This window comes from Acidovorax sp. 210-6 (assembly GCF_010020825.1).
Classification (GTDB): domain Bacteria; phylum Pseudomonadota; class Gammaproteobacteria; order Burkholderiales; family Burkholderiaceae_C; genus Simplicispira; species Simplicispira sedimenti.
Genome location: NZ_JAACJE010000001.1, coordinates 2,820,962 through 2,835,705, shown reverse-complemented (window position 1 = coordinate 2,835,705; position 14,744 = coordinate 2,820,962). Strand labels below are relative to the sequence as shown.

Annotated in this window: 12 protein-coding genes and 1 pseudogene; 5 read left to right on the top strand and 8 right to left on the bottom strand. The window is 64.5% G+C overall.

Annotated elements, in window-relative coordinates; translation table 11 throughout:
* The 5 genes and pseudogenes from GWK50_RS13140 to GWK50_RS13120 form a co-directional block, all read right to left on the bottom strand.
* Positions 1-2,307 carry a TonB-dependent receptor gene (locus GWK50_RS13140; RefSeq protein WP_027457894.1) on the bottom strand — a complete coding sequence of 769 codons (2,307 nt, stop codon included), beginning with the start codon at positions 2,305-2,307 and terminating at the stop codon, positions 1-3.
* A complete protein-coding gene (locus GWK50_RS13135; protein ID WP_162016907.1) occupies positions 2,304-2,726 on the bottom strand; it encodes an energy transducer TonB in 423 nt (140 codons plus the stop codon). The genes GWK50_RS13140 and GWK50_RS13135 overlap by 4 nt, the downstream gene beginning before the upstream one ends.
* A 281-nt stretch (positions 2,727-3,007) precedes the next feature.
* Entirely contained in the window at positions 3,008-4,555 is a 1,548-nt protein-coding gene (locus tag GWK50_RS13130; protein WP_011117152.1) for an IS91-like element ISPps1 family transposase, read from the bottom strand.
* Positions 4,556-4,663: 108 nt separating this feature from the next.
* Positions 4,664-4,843: pseudogene (locus tag GWK50_RS13125) on the bottom strand (hypothetical protein); the annotation flags it as partial.
* Positions 4,844-4,986: 143 nt separating this feature from the next.
* Positions 4,987-7,902 (bottom strand): Tn3-like element IS1071 family transposase, encoded by a 2,916-nt coding sequence (locus tag GWK50_RS13120; RefSeq protein ID WP_003049965.1) that lies wholly within the window; start codon positions 7,900-7,902, stop codon positions 4,987-4,989.
* A gap of 460 nt (positions 7,903-8,362) precedes the next feature.
* Here GWK50_RS13120 and GWK50_RS13115 point away from each other — a divergent pair, with 460 nt between their 5' ends.
* The 4 genes from GWK50_RS13115 to GWK50_RS13100 all read left to right on the top strand — a co-directional run bounded on the left by GWK50_RS13115 (position 8,363) and on the right by GWK50_RS13100 (position 12,152).
* Entirely contained in the window at positions 8,363-9,907 is a 1,545-nt protein-coding gene (locus GWK50_RS13115) for a Fic family protein (protein ID WP_108500014.1), read from the top strand.
* A gap of 46 nt (positions 9,908-9,953) precedes the next feature.
* The gene (locus GWK50_RS13110; protein ID WP_108500015.1) at positions 9,954-10,268 is read left to right on the top strand and encodes a hypothetical protein; all 315 of its coding nucleotides are present in this window, start codon (positions 9,954-9,956) and stop codon (positions 10,266-10,268) included.
* A gap of 333 nt (positions 10,269-10,601) precedes the next feature.
* A complete protein-coding gene (locus GWK50_RS13105; RefSeq protein ID WP_233250754.1) occupies positions 10,602-11,495 on the top strand; it encodes an N-6 DNA methylase in 894 nt (297 codons plus the stop codon).
* Between the two features lie 51 nt (positions 11,496-11,546).
* Positions 11,547-12,152, top strand: a complete 606-nt coding sequence (locus tag GWK50_RS13100; protein ID WP_108500016.1) for a hypothetical protein — start codon at positions 11,547-11,549, stop codon at positions 12,150-12,152.
* Positions 12,153-12,176: 24 nt separating this feature from the next.
* On the opposite strand, the gene GWK50_RS13095 is transcribed toward GWK50_RS13100, so the two are convergent.
* The 3 genes from GWK50_RS13095 to GWK50_RS13085 all read right to left on the bottom strand — a co-directional run bounded on the left by GWK50_RS13095 (position 12,177) and on the right by GWK50_RS13085 (position 13,492).
* Positions 12,177-12,563 (bottom strand): HU family DNA-binding protein, encoded by a 387-nt coding sequence (locus GWK50_RS13095; RefSeq protein WP_108500017.1) that lies wholly within the window; start codon positions 12,561-12,563, stop codon positions 12,177-12,179.
* A gap of 72 nt (positions 12,564-12,635) precedes the next feature.
* Positions 12,636-13,076: a DUF6283 family protein gene (locus tag GWK50_RS13090; RefSeq protein ID WP_108500018.1), complete on the bottom strand. Its 441-nt coding sequence runs from the start codon at positions 13,074-13,076 to the stop codon at positions 12,636-12,638.
* Positions 13,073-13,492, bottom strand: coding sequence for a hypothetical protein (locus GWK50_RS13085; RefSeq protein WP_108500019.1), 420 nt, complete (start codon positions 13,490-13,492; stop codon positions 13,073-13,075). The genes GWK50_RS13090 and GWK50_RS13085 overlap by 4 nt, the downstream gene beginning before the upstream one ends.
* A 1-nt stretch (position 13,493) precedes the next feature.
* Between GWK50_RS13085 and GWK50_RS13080 the strand changes: the two genes are divergently transcribed.
* Positions 13,494-14,657 carry a phosphoadenosine phosphosulfate reductase family protein gene (locus tag GWK50_RS13080; RefSeq protein ID WP_162016906.1) on the top strand — a complete coding sequence of 388 codons (1,164 nt, stop codon included), beginning with the start codon at positions 13,494-13,496 and terminating at the stop codon, positions 14,655-14,657.
* Positions 14,658-14,744: the final 87 nt, after the last annotated feature.

Genomic DNA, 14,744 nt, shown 5'->3' with positions numbered 1-14,744 from the left:
TCACTTGCCGCCGAAGACGTAGCGGACGCCGACCCAGGCCGCACGGGGCGCGCCGGGCGCGACGAAAGTCTGCCGCCGCCAGTCGTCCGGATCGGCCTGGAAGCTGCCGCCGACGAAGGGGCTTTCGGCCAGCGCGCCGGCCGTGGCGTACCGGCGGTCGAAGACGTTATTGACCTTGGCGAACATCTGCCAGCCGCCGCCCAGCTTCGCCTCGGCGTTCAGGTTGAGGATGGCGTAGCCGCCGATCTTGCCCGGTCCCTCGAAGGTGCGCACATTGCCCAGCGCATCGGTGGTAGTGCCGCTCTGGTGCTGGTTGTTCTCGTTGCCGCGCACGTACTGGCTGGAAAAGGCCTGCACGTCGCCGCCCAGGCGCAGCCAGCTGGTCGCCCGCCAGGCCAGGCCGAGCTTGACGCTGTGCTCCGGCAGGCCGGGCAGGCGGTTGCCCTTTTTGACGAGTATCTCGTCGTCCTGGCCGGCCCCGGTGCATTCGGCCGCCGTGCCGCGCGTGCTGTTGTTTTCGGCAAGCAGGCAGGCGTCGGAACGGAAGGTGGCGTGCAGCCAGTTGTAGCTGGCGAACCAGTCGATGCCGCTCAGCTTGCCGTTGAGGCCGAGTTCGAAGCCCTGGCGCTGTGTCTTGCCGAAGTTGGTGAAATAACCGGCGCTGGTCGAGGTGCCGACGAACAGGATGTCGTCGGTGTTCAAGGTGCGATAGACGCCGGCGTTCCACTGGGTGTTGCCGGCCAGGGTGCCGCGCAGGCCGGCCTCCAGGGTGCGCGATACCACTTGCTTCAGGTAGGGGTCGGCGGCCATCGAGTTGGGCAGGGTACACGGGTTGGCCGGGTCGGCGCAGCCGAGTTCGATCGGCGTCGGGATACGGTTGCCCTGGCTGAAACCGGCGTAGGCGTTGAGCGTCGGCAGCACTTGCCAGCTCAGGCCGAGGGCCGGGTTGAGCTTGCGGTAGCTGTGGTCGCCATCGAGGTTCGGCGCGGTGAGGGTCAGTTCGTCGTGCGTCGTCACCCGACTCATGTTGTAGCGGGCCGAGGCGGTCAGGTGCAGGGCCGGGGTGATCGACCAGGTATCGGTGGCGAACAGGCTGGCCGTGCGGGTGGTGCCCCACAGGCGGTTTTCTTCCTCGACATCGCGCAGGTTGTCGATGCCGCGCGAGTCGTTCAGCGAACCGAGCTGCTGGGTCTGCACGAAGCGCATGCGGGCCTGGTCCCAGGAAGCGCCGACCGCCAGCTGGTGGGCCTGGCTGGTCAGGTTCCACTGCACGGCGGCGCCGGTGCCGACCTGGCGGGTCTGCGTCCGGTTGTGGGCACCGCTCGGGGTGGTCGGATCGCTCGCCCAGTCGTTCTCGTAATCGTCGTTCATGTCGCCGTTCAGCGTCCGGGTGCGCGTCTTGCGGACATAGACGGTGCCGCTCAGGCTCTGGCTGTCGCCCAGCCACAGCTTGCCGTTGAGGGCGAGCTGGGTCAGGTCGTTACGCGTCTGGTCGGGGCGGGTGAAGATCGCTTCGCGGCGCTCGCTGGCCATCGATTGGGGCAACAGCCCGTTGCCGATCAGGCGGGTGCGGGCCTGGGTCAGCGTCAGGTCGGCCTCGCCGGCACTATTGCGAAAGGACAGCTTGCCGAAGAACTGCTTGACGTCGGACGGCGAATAATCACGCCAGCCATCCTCGCGGAACCAGTCGCCGGCCACGTACCAGCCGAGCGTGCCGTTGTTGCCGCCGTATTCCAGTTCGGTGTTGCTGCGCCCGAAGCTGCCGCCAGACAGTTCGAGCTTGCCGCCCGGATGCGAAAAACCGCTCTTGGTGCGGATGGCCAGTGCACCGCCCAGGGTGTTGAGGCCGAAGGCCGGGTTGGAGCCGGGGACAAGGTCGATGCCGGCAATGGCCGAATGCGGAATCAGATCCCAATTCACCGTATCGCCGAAGGGCTCGTTCACCCGCACGCCATCGACGTAGATCGACAGCCCCTGGGCCGTGCCAAGCAGCGGCGAGGCGGTGAAGCCGCGGTAGTTGAGGTCGGCCTGGTAAGGATTGCCCTGGGTTTCATTGACCGTGACGGCCGGTGCCTGGCGCAGCAACTGTTCGGCGATGTTGAGGCTCTCGATTTCCTCCAGGCGCTGGTCGTCGAGCGACACGACGTTGGCCGGCAGGTGCAGGCGCGGCACGCCAACCCCGGCCAGCGGCGTGGTGCCGACCACTTCGACGGTGGCGGTGGTGACGATGGGCTCGGCGTGGGCCGGCGCGAAAGCGGCGGCGATGGCAAGGGCCAGCAGGGTGCGTTGGGGGCTTTGTCTCTTCATGTCGTTTTTCTGAGTTTGTAGTTGATCGGGACGATGACCTGGATTTCACTGGCTTCCAGCGCCTCGGGCAGCGGCGGCAGATCGCCGTAGCTGGAGAGCAGCGACTGGGCGTGCTGGTCGAGCACATCGAAGCCGCTGGAGCGATCGAGCGCGATGCCGAGCAGGTTGCCGCGCCGGGCGACCTTGAGGCGCAGGCGGACTTCACCCTCCCAGCCACGCAGGGCGGCGATGCGCGGATATTCGTAGCCGCGGGCGAACAATTCGGTGAGGTGCTGGCGATAGGCGGCGAGGACGTCACCCTGCGGCCGGACCGGGGGGGCGGCCTCGGCCGGTGCGACCGACGCTGTGGCAGCAACCGCCGGCACAGTCTGGGGCGCGGCCTCGGCAACGACAGCCGGGGCGCGGGTCTGGGCCGGCACATTGGCCGGCCCGGCAGGCTGCGTGACGCGCGGAGCAGTCCGTTGCTCCGCTGCGGCGACTTGCTGCCGGGCCTTCGGGGGAACCGCTGCGGAACGGATAGGAAATTCAACCGCATGAGGCCAAGTATGGCACGAGTTTTGGGCCTCGAAACACGTTCGGCCAAGGAAGGTTGAGCGCTCGCTTGCCGCTCAATGGCAAGAGCTTGGGAGGCAGTATGCATTTGGGCCTGGCGCGCGCGCAGCTGCTTCCCCGCAGCGATGGATACCGCCGCTTCACTGGGTCACCAATTGACGCGCTGGTCTACCTCGTCGGGTTGAGCTGCCAGATCCCAATCCGGCTCGCCTTGCGCACCATCATCCACCGGCGCGTCGCAGCCCTCCCACAGCGGTGGCCCGCGTGCCGGGGTGATGTGCGGGGGGGCAGACTCCACCCCGATGTGGTTCAGGATGTGGCGGATTTCGGCGCTGTGGGTGATGAAGGCAATGATGCGCATCTGCCCACCGCACATGGGGCACAGCAGCGGAAATGCCTCGTAGATGCGGGCAATCAGCACCGCCCACAAGTAATGCGCCGCTCGCTTCGGGCGTGCTTCAGGTTCGGGTGTGGGTGTGGCCGCGTTGCCCGGCGCCGCCACCCCAGGTACGCCCGCGCCAGGTTGTGCAGTCTCCACCGTGGCTGGTTGCGACGCAGCAGGCTGAGCCAGCGCCGTTACCGCCGCTCTCAGCGGCGAGTTTGGTGCCAGCACACCAAAGTAGCGGTGCCGGTGGGTGCGTGGCGGTGGCACCAGCGCGGCGATGCGGTCGATCAGTTCCAGCGGTGTGAGGTGCAGCTCATCTGCCTTGGCACCACGCTTGTCACTGGTGGGCTCGCTGCGCTGTTTGGCACAGCGGTACACCAGTTTGCTTCCCTCTTTGCGTAGGCGCTCCATGGAAAACGGTGGACGCGCGCAATAGCGCAGCAGCCGCTCCAGCGCAGCGCGGTCGTGGGCTTCGATGCAGACACCGGCGTCCACCGAGAAGCCGCTGTGTTTGTAGCCCAGCATGTCTTTGGCGTCACAGTTCTCCAGCAGGCCCCGAGCAACGAAGGCGCGCAGGATGCGTTTTTGCAGTGTGGTCTGCACTGGGGCCACGGTAGCCGCATCGATGCCGGTGGCCGCGTGAAAGATGACACCCGGCGATGAGATTCGAGGGGTCGCATCAGCATCGCCCTCGCCCTCCACTTCCTCAAACACCCCGTCCACCACACAAACGTGGAAGTGGACGTGTTCATTGAGGCTGGAGCCGAATCGGTGAATGAAGGCGATGGCACCGATGTGCAGGCCTGCCTTGTCCATATGGGCCGCACCGGGGCTGTGGGTCTGCAGAGTTTGTGCGATCACCCGCAGAAAGATGCGCAGCACCATGCTCAGCACCGCTCCGTCGCGTTGCATGAAGTACCGCAACCTCTTGGGCACGGAGAGCACCCACTGGCGCACCGGCAGGCGGGGGAAAACGTGGTCGCTCAGGTGTGCCGCCGTCTCCACCATCCGCCGCGTGGTGCACGAGGGGCAGACTCCCCGGCCTTTGCAGGAGAAGGCTACAAAGTAGTCGTGCCCACAGTCGCCGCAGCGAGCGCGGGCAAAGCCATGGGCAAAGATGCCGCACTCAAGATACTTGGCAAACGCTTTGCGCACGAAGGGCTTGGGGGTGTGGTGGTCGCCCTGGCCGTCGAACTGACCCGCGCTGGCCAACTCTAGCCAGGTCTCGTAGTGCTCGGCTACCATTTGGTAGAGCAGCGTGCGTTCGGGGTGGCGTGGGTTGTAGAGCTTGGGCTTGGAAGTGGCTGACATGAATACTGTACAAATGCACAGTATTCTGCGGCGATTGTTTGGGTACGCAAAGCACAAGGCCCGAACCGTCGCCAGTTCGGGCCTTGTCAGGGTAGCTTGGCTGCGGACTTACTTGCGCGCAGGCGGCACATCCGTGCAGCTGCCATGCGCCACTTCCGCCGCCATGCCGATGCTCTCGCCCAGCGTCGGATGCGGGTGGATGGTCTTGCCGATGTCGACAGCGTCCGCACCCATCTCGATGGCCAGGGCGATCTCGCCGATCATGTCGCCCGCATGCGTGCCGACCATGGGGTCTCCTCGTTTTCAGTGCAATAAGTGACGGTACGAAAAGCTAGCACTGGCGCGGAGGTGGTGTTGGTAGATCGTTGATTTCATTGACTTTCCTGTTCACTTTCAAATCTGCGATTCGTGGCGTCAAACCGTGGTCGGTTTCATCCATTGGTGCCAGTTATCGATGCATTTGGCCGCGAAGGCAGGATTTGGTCAGCATAGCGGTCAACCGGGAAGCGAAACACACCCCGCAAGTTGATGCTCTCCAGCCTGGTGGGCGCAATCTTCCCGATCAGTTCCGGTGGAATGACCTGGCGGCGGTTCGACCAGCGATCCAGGACCGCCTGCATCTGTGAGGTATTCCACGCCATCACGATGTTGGCCATCAGGCTCAACGCATCGGCCACAGCCTGCATTTCATCGACACGTTTGGCCTGCGCCGGGCTGATCCGGCCGGTATAAATGGCGCGCTTGAGGGCGTTAACAGCCTCGCCCCGATTGAGCACCCGGCGCAACTCGTTCCTGAAAGCGTCCTTGACAAAGTAGTCAGCCAAAAACGCCGTACGCAGCAACCGCCCCAATTGCACGCCAGCCTCATAGATTGGATCGCCCTGGGCGGCAGAACCGAACCGCGCAAGAGCTGCCACCGCACTGGCATGTCCGCTCATGACCGAGGCTGCCAGGTGCACCAGACTATCCCAATGCTTTTCGATCAAAGCGACGTCGACATTGGCTTCGCACACCGCAGCGATTTCTGCGGGCACTTTGGTGCCGCGTGGCACAAAGAGGTGGCGCTGTTTGAGTTCCTTCAACCGCGGGCAAAGATCAAAACCAAGCAAACGGGCATGTGACATGGCAAAGTCGGTGTAGCCATGGGTATCCACAGCAAGCTGGCTGGTCTCCAGCTTTTCTTGGCGGATGACACCTTCAATGGCCACGCCCGCCTGGCGCTCATTGAGCACAAAGGGCTGCGCATGGAAGATGCCCCACCGGTCTTTTACATGGGAGTAGATTCCAATGGAAGGTGTGTTGCGCCGAGGATCAAGCCGGGCTTGCCACACCCGTTTGGTGGTCTCCATGCTCATCATGTCAGAAGATGCCAAATCGGACCGCCCCCAGGTGGCGGCAATCGGGTGTCGCTGCATGAATTCCAGCACAGCCTGGCAGGCCTGGCTCAGACGCCGTTCGTCCCGCGCCCAGCGCATGGCCTGGCGAATGCTGGTGGCAGACAATTGCGGAATCATGCGCGCGCATTCGACCGCAGTCAGACTGGTGCCGTGGGCCATGATGCCGGCATAGACCATCAGCAGCTCGTCGGTAGAGCGCGGCTCACGTCCGAGCATGATCCAGCTAAAGCGCACCTGGGCGTCAACGGCCAGAATCACTTCCGGCAATTGAACCTCACCGATGCGGTGATCCAAAGCCGCGCGCAGCTTGGTCACTTCTGGGTCTTCGTCCTCTGCGGGCAATGGCGACAAATGGAGTTCATCATCCACGCGCAGTACGCCACTGCGGGCTGCAGCGGCCACCGCATCGACACCGGCAGTTACTCTGGCCAGCAAAGGCTTCAAGAAAGTGGCAGCCTTGCTGGGTAACGATAGACGGGCATAGTGTTTCTTGGACTCTGCCTGCCAACGCTCGTCCGTGAAGAACAAGCGCGCACGACCCCGAAAGCTCAGGCTGTGCTCAATCCAGACCGAGCCATTGCGCACCGCGCGGCGCAGGGCAAACAGGGTGGCCACCTCCAACGCCTGAAACGCCCGTTCCCGGTCTGGGCTGGAGATCGAAACCTGCCAGATCATTCCCAGACTTGGTGCCACCACTTCAACTGGCAGCTTTCTGGATCCTTTGAGATATAAAGCTTGCAGCTTGGCAAGGTACTCGATGGCAGGATGCTCGCCGGTGGCCTGCCAGGGCAGCTTTGCAATGGCGACGAGCAACGACCGCACGGGGCGAATTCCATCAATCAATCCCTCGCGGACCAGGGAGGCCCTGCTCGGTGGTTTGCGTTTCTGGGTTTCGGTGATCAAGGCTTCAAGACGGGCACGCAACTCAGCATCTGGCACCGCACCTTGCGCGCTCAAGGCAACAAGTTCGCCGAGCAGCGTTTTGTACATTGCGGCCCAATTGACGGTAGCGGGGACATCGGCGGCAGCCTGACGCCACAGATCGGCGATCCGGCGCTGCACCATAAGGATCAACTGGTCTGTGGTGGTGAACAGGCAATACCGAAGAAAGCATGCGACCTCCACGGTGCGCGCTGGCTCTTTGATCTTGGCTCCGGCTGAGGGCGGCCTGGAGACAAGTCGGCGCGCGTAGCGGCGCAAGATGAGATCGGGGATGTCTGCCAGGTGCTTATGAACGTCCAGCGTGTAAAGCAGGTCGATGCGCTCCAGTACCTCGCTGATTTGGCGGGTTGAGTGTTTCGCCGGTGCAGCCCATAGCCAACTCTGCTGGGTTTGTCCATCTGGGCGCAGCTCTGAAACTGAGGCTCGCCAGCGATCAAGTGTTGCTGGATCAACGCTGGCGGCGATGGCGGTGCCTGTTTCAACTTCAAGCTGGGCAAGTGCCGCCGCAATCAGTGTCCGAATTGCCCGCTCGTGCACGATCACCAGCTTGTTCTTGTACAGCCATTGACGCGCCCGCACGAGTAGCTGATCGCGGTCGGCGCAGCGCGCCACTTCGTCGCGCAGTTCACGTACCAGTGAGCGGCGCTGGTGCTCGCTCATCCACTGGAATCCAAGGACCGTGCAGGCTACTTGTTGGTGATCGAATAGCGTGCGCCCGCGTTCATACATGGCTCTCAGCGAGGCGACTTCTGGTGCTGCAATGCCAAGCTCGTTGCCAAGGTGGCGCCACAAGGCTACTGGAATTACCCGAAAGGCACCGAGCAAACGCCCACTCATGCGCAGGAAACCAATATGGAGCGCCAGACCAAGCTTGTGGGAATCACCTCGGCGTGCATTGATTGCGTCGCGCTCGGCACCATCGAAGGTGAAAAATGCCTTCATCTCGAAGTCGCTGATATCGCGGGGGAGCCCACGCATCCCCAAAAACGTTGTGTGCCAACCCTGCATCGTGAACCTCAAAAGTGGGAGGCCACCATACCCGTTTACAAAGCGAACAGGAAAGTCAATGAAATCAACGGTCTACCCAGACCACCCCCGCGCCAGTGCTAGCTTTGCGTACCGTCACTTATTGCACTGAAAACGAGGAGACCCCCTAGTGTGAGGGCAGCCGCGGCGCAGCAGTTGGCGTTTATGAAGGAGTGCCGCGCAAGCGCCCCGGTCTGCGGGAGATTTCTGGCGGCATCGGCATCGGCGTTGGCATTGACCTGGCCGGGAGCGTCACGCTATTACTGATCGGTGGTGCTCCCTGCCATCGGCTTGTGCGGAGGTGTTTTTCCAACATATCGGCCATTAATCATCGTTTTTCTTGGGTTGTCAGCGTATTTATGTAACCATATGCCGAAGTGTTTTTGCTCCAACGGAGTTGATAATCATCATTTTTTGAGGCGAATAAGGGGATTTTTGTAACATGCAGATTGGCTTCAAGGCCCTGGAGGCTCAGTACGGCATCGCCTTGGTGCAGCCCCTGCGGGTGGAATCGACCATCGGTACCACCCGCTCGGTGCGGGAGTCACCCGAGCGCATCCTGACCCAATATCCAGGTGTCTACCGGCCGACAGACAGCTTCGCTGGCCACTTCGAGTTTGGCTTGAAGTACGAGGAGATCCACCTCGAATTCTTCGCGCGGCTATTCGCAGCCTGTGGGCCGGAGCCGCTGGAGCGGTGGTGCCGGGCTGAGCCCTTCGGGCAGTACGCACGCCGTGCCGGCTTCTTCTACGAGTGGCTCACCGGGCACCGGCTCGACGTGCCGGACCTGGCCGCAGGAACCTATGTCGATGCGGTGTCCGCCGACGCCTATCTGACACGCACCGAGGCCGTCCGGGAGCGGCGCTGGCGCATCAACAACAACCTGCCGGGCACCCCGGCGTTCTGTCCGCTCGTGCGCCGTACCCCGGCCCTCGGCCAAGCGCTGCAGTTCGATCCCTTCGGGGCGATCGCCGAGCTGGACCGCCAGTTCGGCGAGGACGTGCTGATGCGCGCCGCGGCGTGGCTCACGCTCAAGGAGTCGCGGGCGAGTTTCCTGATCGAGCACGAGGCGGACAAGACCGACCGCATCAAGCGGTTTGCCCATGTCATGGCCGAGCACTGCGGCAAGCTCGAGGAGCCACTGGGCATCGACAGCCTCACCGTGCTGCAGAAGGGCATCCTGGGCGAAACCGCGCTTCGCTTCGGCGTGCGCCGATCGCCGGTCTTCGTGGGCCAGGCCACCATTCGCGACGACATCGTCCACTACATCGGCCCGGACTTCGCTGCGCTGGACGGAATGCTGGACGGGCTCAAAGCGTTCGAGCAGGCGACGCGCGGACGGGAGGCGCTGGCGCGCGCGGCCGTCATCGCGTTCGGCTTCGTCTACATCCACCCGATGAGCGACGGCAACGGACGCATCCACCGCTTCCTCATCAACGACACGCTGCAGCGCGATCGGGCCCTTCCCGCGGGCGTGATCCTTCCTGTGTCGGCCACTATCACCGGCGTGCGGGAGTTCGGCCATGGATACGACCGCGTCCTGGAGGTGTTCTCGCGCCCCTTCATGCGGCGCTACGACGATGCCCACCGCTTCGGGGAGATGCTCACCTACGAAGACGGCGTGCGCTCGAACCTCGTGTTCGACGCCTACGAGGACGCCGATGCGGCCTGGCGCTACCCGGATCTCACGGAACACGCGGTCTACACGGCCCAGCTCGTCGCCAACACGATCCGGCACGAGATGGCGGATGAGGCCCGCGTGCTGATCCGGTTCGAGGTCGCGCAACGCCGCATCAAGGACGTATTGGAGATGCCAGATCCTGATGCCGTACGCATGATCCGGTCGATCAAGGAGAACGGTTGGCGGGTCTCCGGCAAGCTGACAAGGGAGTACGCAGTGCTCGAAGACAAGGCGCTGGCCCTGCGCGTCGTCGAGGCGGTGCAGTCGGCGTTCGAGGACCGCGAGCCGGTGCCCATCGTCGAGTGAGCGGCTCCGCCGCAGTACAACGCTCCTCCGTTTTCCCAGGAAGCACATGTTGAAACGCGTTCGCCGACGTGTTCAGGAAGACGGCCCGACAGCTGAACTCGAAGCCTTCCTGGCTTCGCAAGGCTACATCCAACTCCGCGTCATCGGCACTGCCGTGTGTGGCTTGCATCGCTTCAGTTTCACGACCGGCCTCGTGGTCGGACTGAACTTCGAAGGCTATGAGCGCCGGTATTGCTACGAGCATGCGGCCGATGCCCTTGCGGCGCTCGCGGCCTGGGACGGCCAGGAGCATCCCGGCGGCCCGTGGATCAAATGCAAAGGGGCAGGGATCGATCTGATGAATCCTTCATTTGTGGAGTAGGCCGGACGACGCCGCAGCAACGCTGGCAGCTGTGCCCTTGCAGGGTGAGCACGGCTCCGTAAGGTGGTTCCGAAATGAGACTGGCAGCAACTCGGCGACGACGGTGCAGCGCCGGGTGAAAGACGGTGAACTTGCCCGGCGGGCCGTGCCGAGCGGCAGCCGCTGCCACCGCGAGGCCGTGCGCGCCCGCGCAAGGCGCTATTGGGCACGGGTGCGCTTCCATCGCGCCATGCCGCCTGCCTGGCTGGCTGACTGGCGGCCGAAGGCTGAGGGCGCGCACCGGCTGCTGCCTGACGGCCGGGCGGTGCCGTTGACCCGCCCCTGCCGGGCGGGATGCTGTTCTGGACGACCCGCATGGGCGGGTGCGAAAGGATGGCGATGGACCTGGACGGTACCGACCACACCAAGGAGCTGCTGCAACTGATCCGCAAGACCGCTCACCGCTGGAACCCGCACGAGGTGTTCTCGGATTTCGTCGAGCTGTCCTGCCTGTCGTTCAGCAACGCGGTGGACCGGCGCCAGTTCTACGCACGCGAGGCGCGCTACCTGCAGATCGCGAAGAGGTATCCGCGCGACGTATTCGAGAGCTTCCCACGCATGCTGGGACACCTGACCTTCGCGATGGAGCAGCGCTGCGCCGCGGGCGGACTGGGCGACGTGCTCGGTGGTGTCTACATGCAGCTCGAACTGGGCAATGATCGGGCTGGGCAGTTCTTCACGCCCTACCACGTCTCCCAGATGATGGCGCGCATGCTGGTCGGCGACGGGGCCGAGGCCAGGGCGAAGGGCTTCCTCGACGTGTTGGAGCCAGCCTCCGGCGCGGGCGGCATGGTGATCGCGATGGCCGATGCGCTGCAGCAGGCGGGCCTGAACTACCAGGGCGCGATGCACGCAACCTGCATCGACATCGACCTGTGCTGTGTCCACATGACCTATCTCCAGGCTTCGCTGCTGCATATCCCGGCCATCGTGCTGCACGGCAATTCGTTGAGCAACGAGGTCTGGAGCCGCTGGTACACGCCAGCCCATGTGCTGGGCGGCTGGCGGCGGCGCATCGAGGCGCGGCAGGCGCGCGAGCCCGAGCCGCAGCGCACCGATACCGTTTCCCCCGCCGTGCCCCATCCCGCACGGGCGCACAGGAGCGATGCGCGGCCCGAGCGCAGGCCGGTGGTGCGTCAGGCGTCGCAACCGAAAGTGGCTGCCCAGCTCAGGCTTTTCGATGATTGACGCGGTGGGCGGCGACCTTGCACCGGGAGGCTCCGCTGGGAAGCTCAGGGCATGGACACCAGTACCGATGGCCGCCTGGGGCCGCTCTTCCATGGCACGCGCAGCGCGAGCGGGCGGCGCATCTTGCGGGAGGGGTTTCGGCGCTCGGCATCATGCAGCTACACCGGCACCGGGATCTGCCTGAGCGAATCGCTGTCCGTGGCCTACGAGTACGGCGAGTACGGCGCGGGAGGCTGTGTGTTGGAGGCCTGGGTTGCGCCCTCGGCGCGCTGGACCGAGGGGATCAAGGCACCGGAGGGGCGTTTCGACGTGGGCGAGGCCTACGACAGGTTCTTCGAGTGCTCGGGCAACGACGCGGCCCGCGATTTCTGGGGCAACGTCTGGGTCGTGTGGAACCCCGCAGTGCTGGTCGCCGTGCGTCGGCTGACTTTCCGCGAGGCCCTGCGGCGCCTGTGCGCGGAGTTCGAGGAGGACGGCCCGGACTGCGGCTACAACGGCGCGGTCTCGGACTACGCCAGCATCTGGTGGGGCCGGGAAACCAGCGATCCCAACGTCACGCGATTTCCCGAGCACCTTTCTATGGTGCAGCAGCGGCTGCAGCGCATGGTAGGGCGGTGCAGGTCGGAACGGGTCATGCCGACAGGGCAGCCCGGCTGACCGGGCCGCTACTGTCGCATCGCATCAGAGCGCGGCGTCCTTGAGCTTCTTGAGGGCGCGGGCCTTGATGCGCACGGTGGCCGGCTTGGCCGCGAAAACCTGTTCTTCCTTGGTGAACGGGTTGATGCCCTTGCGTTTGGGCTTGGCAGGCACCTTTTGTACGTCGATCTTGAGCAGGCCGGGAAGCGTGAACCCGCCCGCGCCCTTCTTGTTGACCGAGCCGAGCACGGTGGCTTCCAGGGCGGCCAGGACGGCCTTCACGGCCTTGGGCTCGACGCTCGATTGCTCGGCCAGGTGATTGATCAGCGCGCTCTTGGTGAACGTGTCTTTGATCGGACGGATGCCGGTCGCGGCGGGCGGTGCCTTGGCGGCCTTCTTCACTGGAGCGGTGGTCTTTTTCGCAGTTGCCATGGTTGTCGGTCTCGTTGTTTGTCGGATGGTGAATAGCCCGTTGATGGGTTGCGTCGTGCGCAAGGTTCGATTTTATTGATCCAGTGCGGTCTCTTCGTTTCTGCGCCGAGGTTGCCAGGGCGGCATCTCTGTATATCCATTTCCGGAAGGCGTCGTCGTCGCGTGTGCGGCTTCGCGAGGCAGGGTGGCCTCGAAGGTCTGGTGCTGTGCGCCGCGCAGCCGCAATTCGCCCGCGTTCGCGCAGGAAAGCATGCGCAATCGCAACGCGAGGTTGTTGCCCTGGCCCAGTTGGTGGTGCAGCCATCCCACGCAATGGGCGTCCTCGGTTTCATGGCAAGCCATCACACGCAGGGGCGCGCCAGGATCCGGCAGCGCGCCCGGCGCGGCGATGGTGGATGCCAGCGCAGCATGCTTGTCCACGCTGTAGCCATTCGGGATTTCGTGCGGGTCGACGTCCACTCTCCAGGGGCACTTGGCGCATTGCGCAGTCTGCTTGAGCTTCCAGGAGGTCATGGGGCTCCCTGCTCGGCGGCGATCCGCGATGCACCGGCAGGCGGGCTGGGAACGACATTGGCTACGACTGTCGGCAGTGCGCCGATGGTCAGCGGGGTGCCGTAGTCGAAGCAGCCCTCGCGGGTCTCGATCACTTCGTCGTCATGTTCCATGTCCCATGCGCAGTCCTCGTGGTAGGCAAAGCAGTACAGCTCTTGCGATCCGTCGTCGAGATAGCCTGCGACGATGACGCACCGCCCGTGCAACGGCTCGCTGCAATAGCTGCAGCGCTGCCCCGCCGGAGCGGGTTCGGTGGTTCGGCGTGTTTCGACGAGATGGACATCGCACATCAGCGCATTGTCTCGCAGCTGTTGGGCGACGAACCTGAGCCCTTGATGCCGCATGGCGCTGCCTATCCTGGATTTCAGGAGGCCCATCGTGCAACAGATCGAACTGCCCGGGCTGGCGCCGGTCGAGCACCTGGCGCCGCAAGCCCTTCTCATGCCATCCACGCAGCGCTTCGGCGTCGCCCGCGATCCGGTGATCGACACCGCCCTGGCAGGCCACGCGCCGGTGTATGTGGGCGTGAGCGGCGGCAAGGACTCCCAGGCGCTGGCTTACCGCGTGCAGGCCCATCTGGACGGGATCGGCCATGCAGGTCCCCGCGCCCTGATCCATAGCGACCTCGGGCGTATCGAATGGCGCGATTCGGCCCCTGTATGCGAGCGGCTTGCGGAGCGGCTGGGCTGGGAACTGGTGACTGTGCGCCGACCGGCCGGTGACATGTTGGATCGCTGGCTGTCGCGCTGGGCCGCCAATGTGGAGCGCTATCGCACACTGTCGTGCGTCAAGCTGATCATGCCCTGGAGTTCAGCATCGCAGAGGTTCTGCACCTCGGAAATGAAATCTCAGGTTCTCGCGCGGGCCATGCGTGCTCGGCATCCGACCGGGCCGGTGGTCTCGGCTGTCGGCCTGCGCTGGCAGGAGAGCACGGCGCGGGCACGCCAGCCAGTCGCCAAATCCGACACATTGCTGACCCGCGCGCGGGGCATCGGACTCTCCTGGAACGCAATCGTCCATTGGCAGCGCCAGGACGTGCTCGACTACATCGGCCAGCGTGGTGGCGTCCTGCATGAAGCCTACCGCATCTATGGCAGCAGTCGCGTGTCCTGTGCCTTCTGCGTGCTGGCCTCGCGCGGCGACCTGCAGGCGGCGGCGCGCTGCGAGGGCAACGCTGCCGTCTACCGGGAACTGGTGCGGCTGGAGGCGCGCAGCACGTTTTCCTTCCAGGCCGGGTACTGGCTCGGAGACGTGGCGTCGGCGCTGCTCGATCCTGCGTTGCGGGCGCAGCTCCTCGAAGCCAAGGAACGCGCCGCGCAGCGGCAGGCGGCGGAAGCAGAAATTCCTGCGCACCTGCTGTACGAAGCCGGCTGGCCTGTCTGCATGCCGACGCCTGCAGAGGCCCGCCACTTGGCCTCGGTGAGGCGGCGCGTGGCCGAGGCCGTGTCCCTCCAACTGCAATGCACGGACGCGGAGGCTGTCAGCGCAAGATATGGCGAGCTGATTCAGCGCAAAGCCCAGCGATTGGCGGTACCTGCGTAGCCAGAACTGCAAGGGAGATCCCAGCGGCTACCGCTTGTGGTTGCCTCGCGGGATAGCACGATTCGCCGTGTGCCCTGTACCGCCGCC

Bases quoted from the DNA above. Each gene is read 5' to 3' on its own strand.
- GWK50_RS13140 (WP_027457894.1), bottom strand. From the start codon at position 2,307: ATGAAGAGACAAAGCCCCCAACGCACCCTGCTGGCCCTTGCCATCGCC.
- GWK50_RS13130 (WP_011117152.1), bottom strand. From the start codon at position 4,555: ATGTCAGCCACTTCCAAGCCCAAGCTCTACAACCCACGCCACCCCGAA.
- GWK50_RS13120 (WP_003049965.1), bottom strand. From the start codon at position 7,902: ATGCAGGGTTGGCACACAACGTTTTTGGGGATGCGTGGGCTCCCCCGC.
- GWK50_RS13115 (WP_108500014.1), top strand. From the start codon at position 8,363: ATGCAGATTGGCTTCAAGGCCCTGGAGGCTCAGTACGGCATCGCCTTG.
- GWK50_RS13110 (WP_108500015.1), top strand. From the start codon at position 9,954: ATGTTGAAACGCGTTCGCCGACGTGTTCAGGAAGACGGCCCGACAGCT.
- GWK50_RS13105 (WP_233250754.1), top strand. From the start codon at position 10,602: ATGCTGTTCTGGACGACCCGCATGGGCGGGTGCGAAAGGATGGCGATG.
- GWK50_RS13100 (WP_108500016.1), top strand. From the start codon at position 11,547: ATGGACACCAGTACCGATGGCCGCCTGGGGCCGCTCTTCCATGGCACG.
- GWK50_RS13095 (WP_108500017.1), bottom strand. From the start codon at position 12,563: ATGGCAACTGCGAAAAAGACCACCGCTCCAGTGAAGAAGGCCGCCAAG.
- GWK50_RS13090 (WP_108500018.1), bottom strand. From the start codon at position 13,076: ATGACCTCCTGGAAGCTCAAGCAGACTGCGCAATGCGCCAAGTGCCCC.
- GWK50_RS13085 (WP_108500019.1), bottom strand. From the start codon at position 13,492: ATGGGCCTCCTGAAATCCAGGATAGGCAGCGCCATGCGGCATCAAGGG.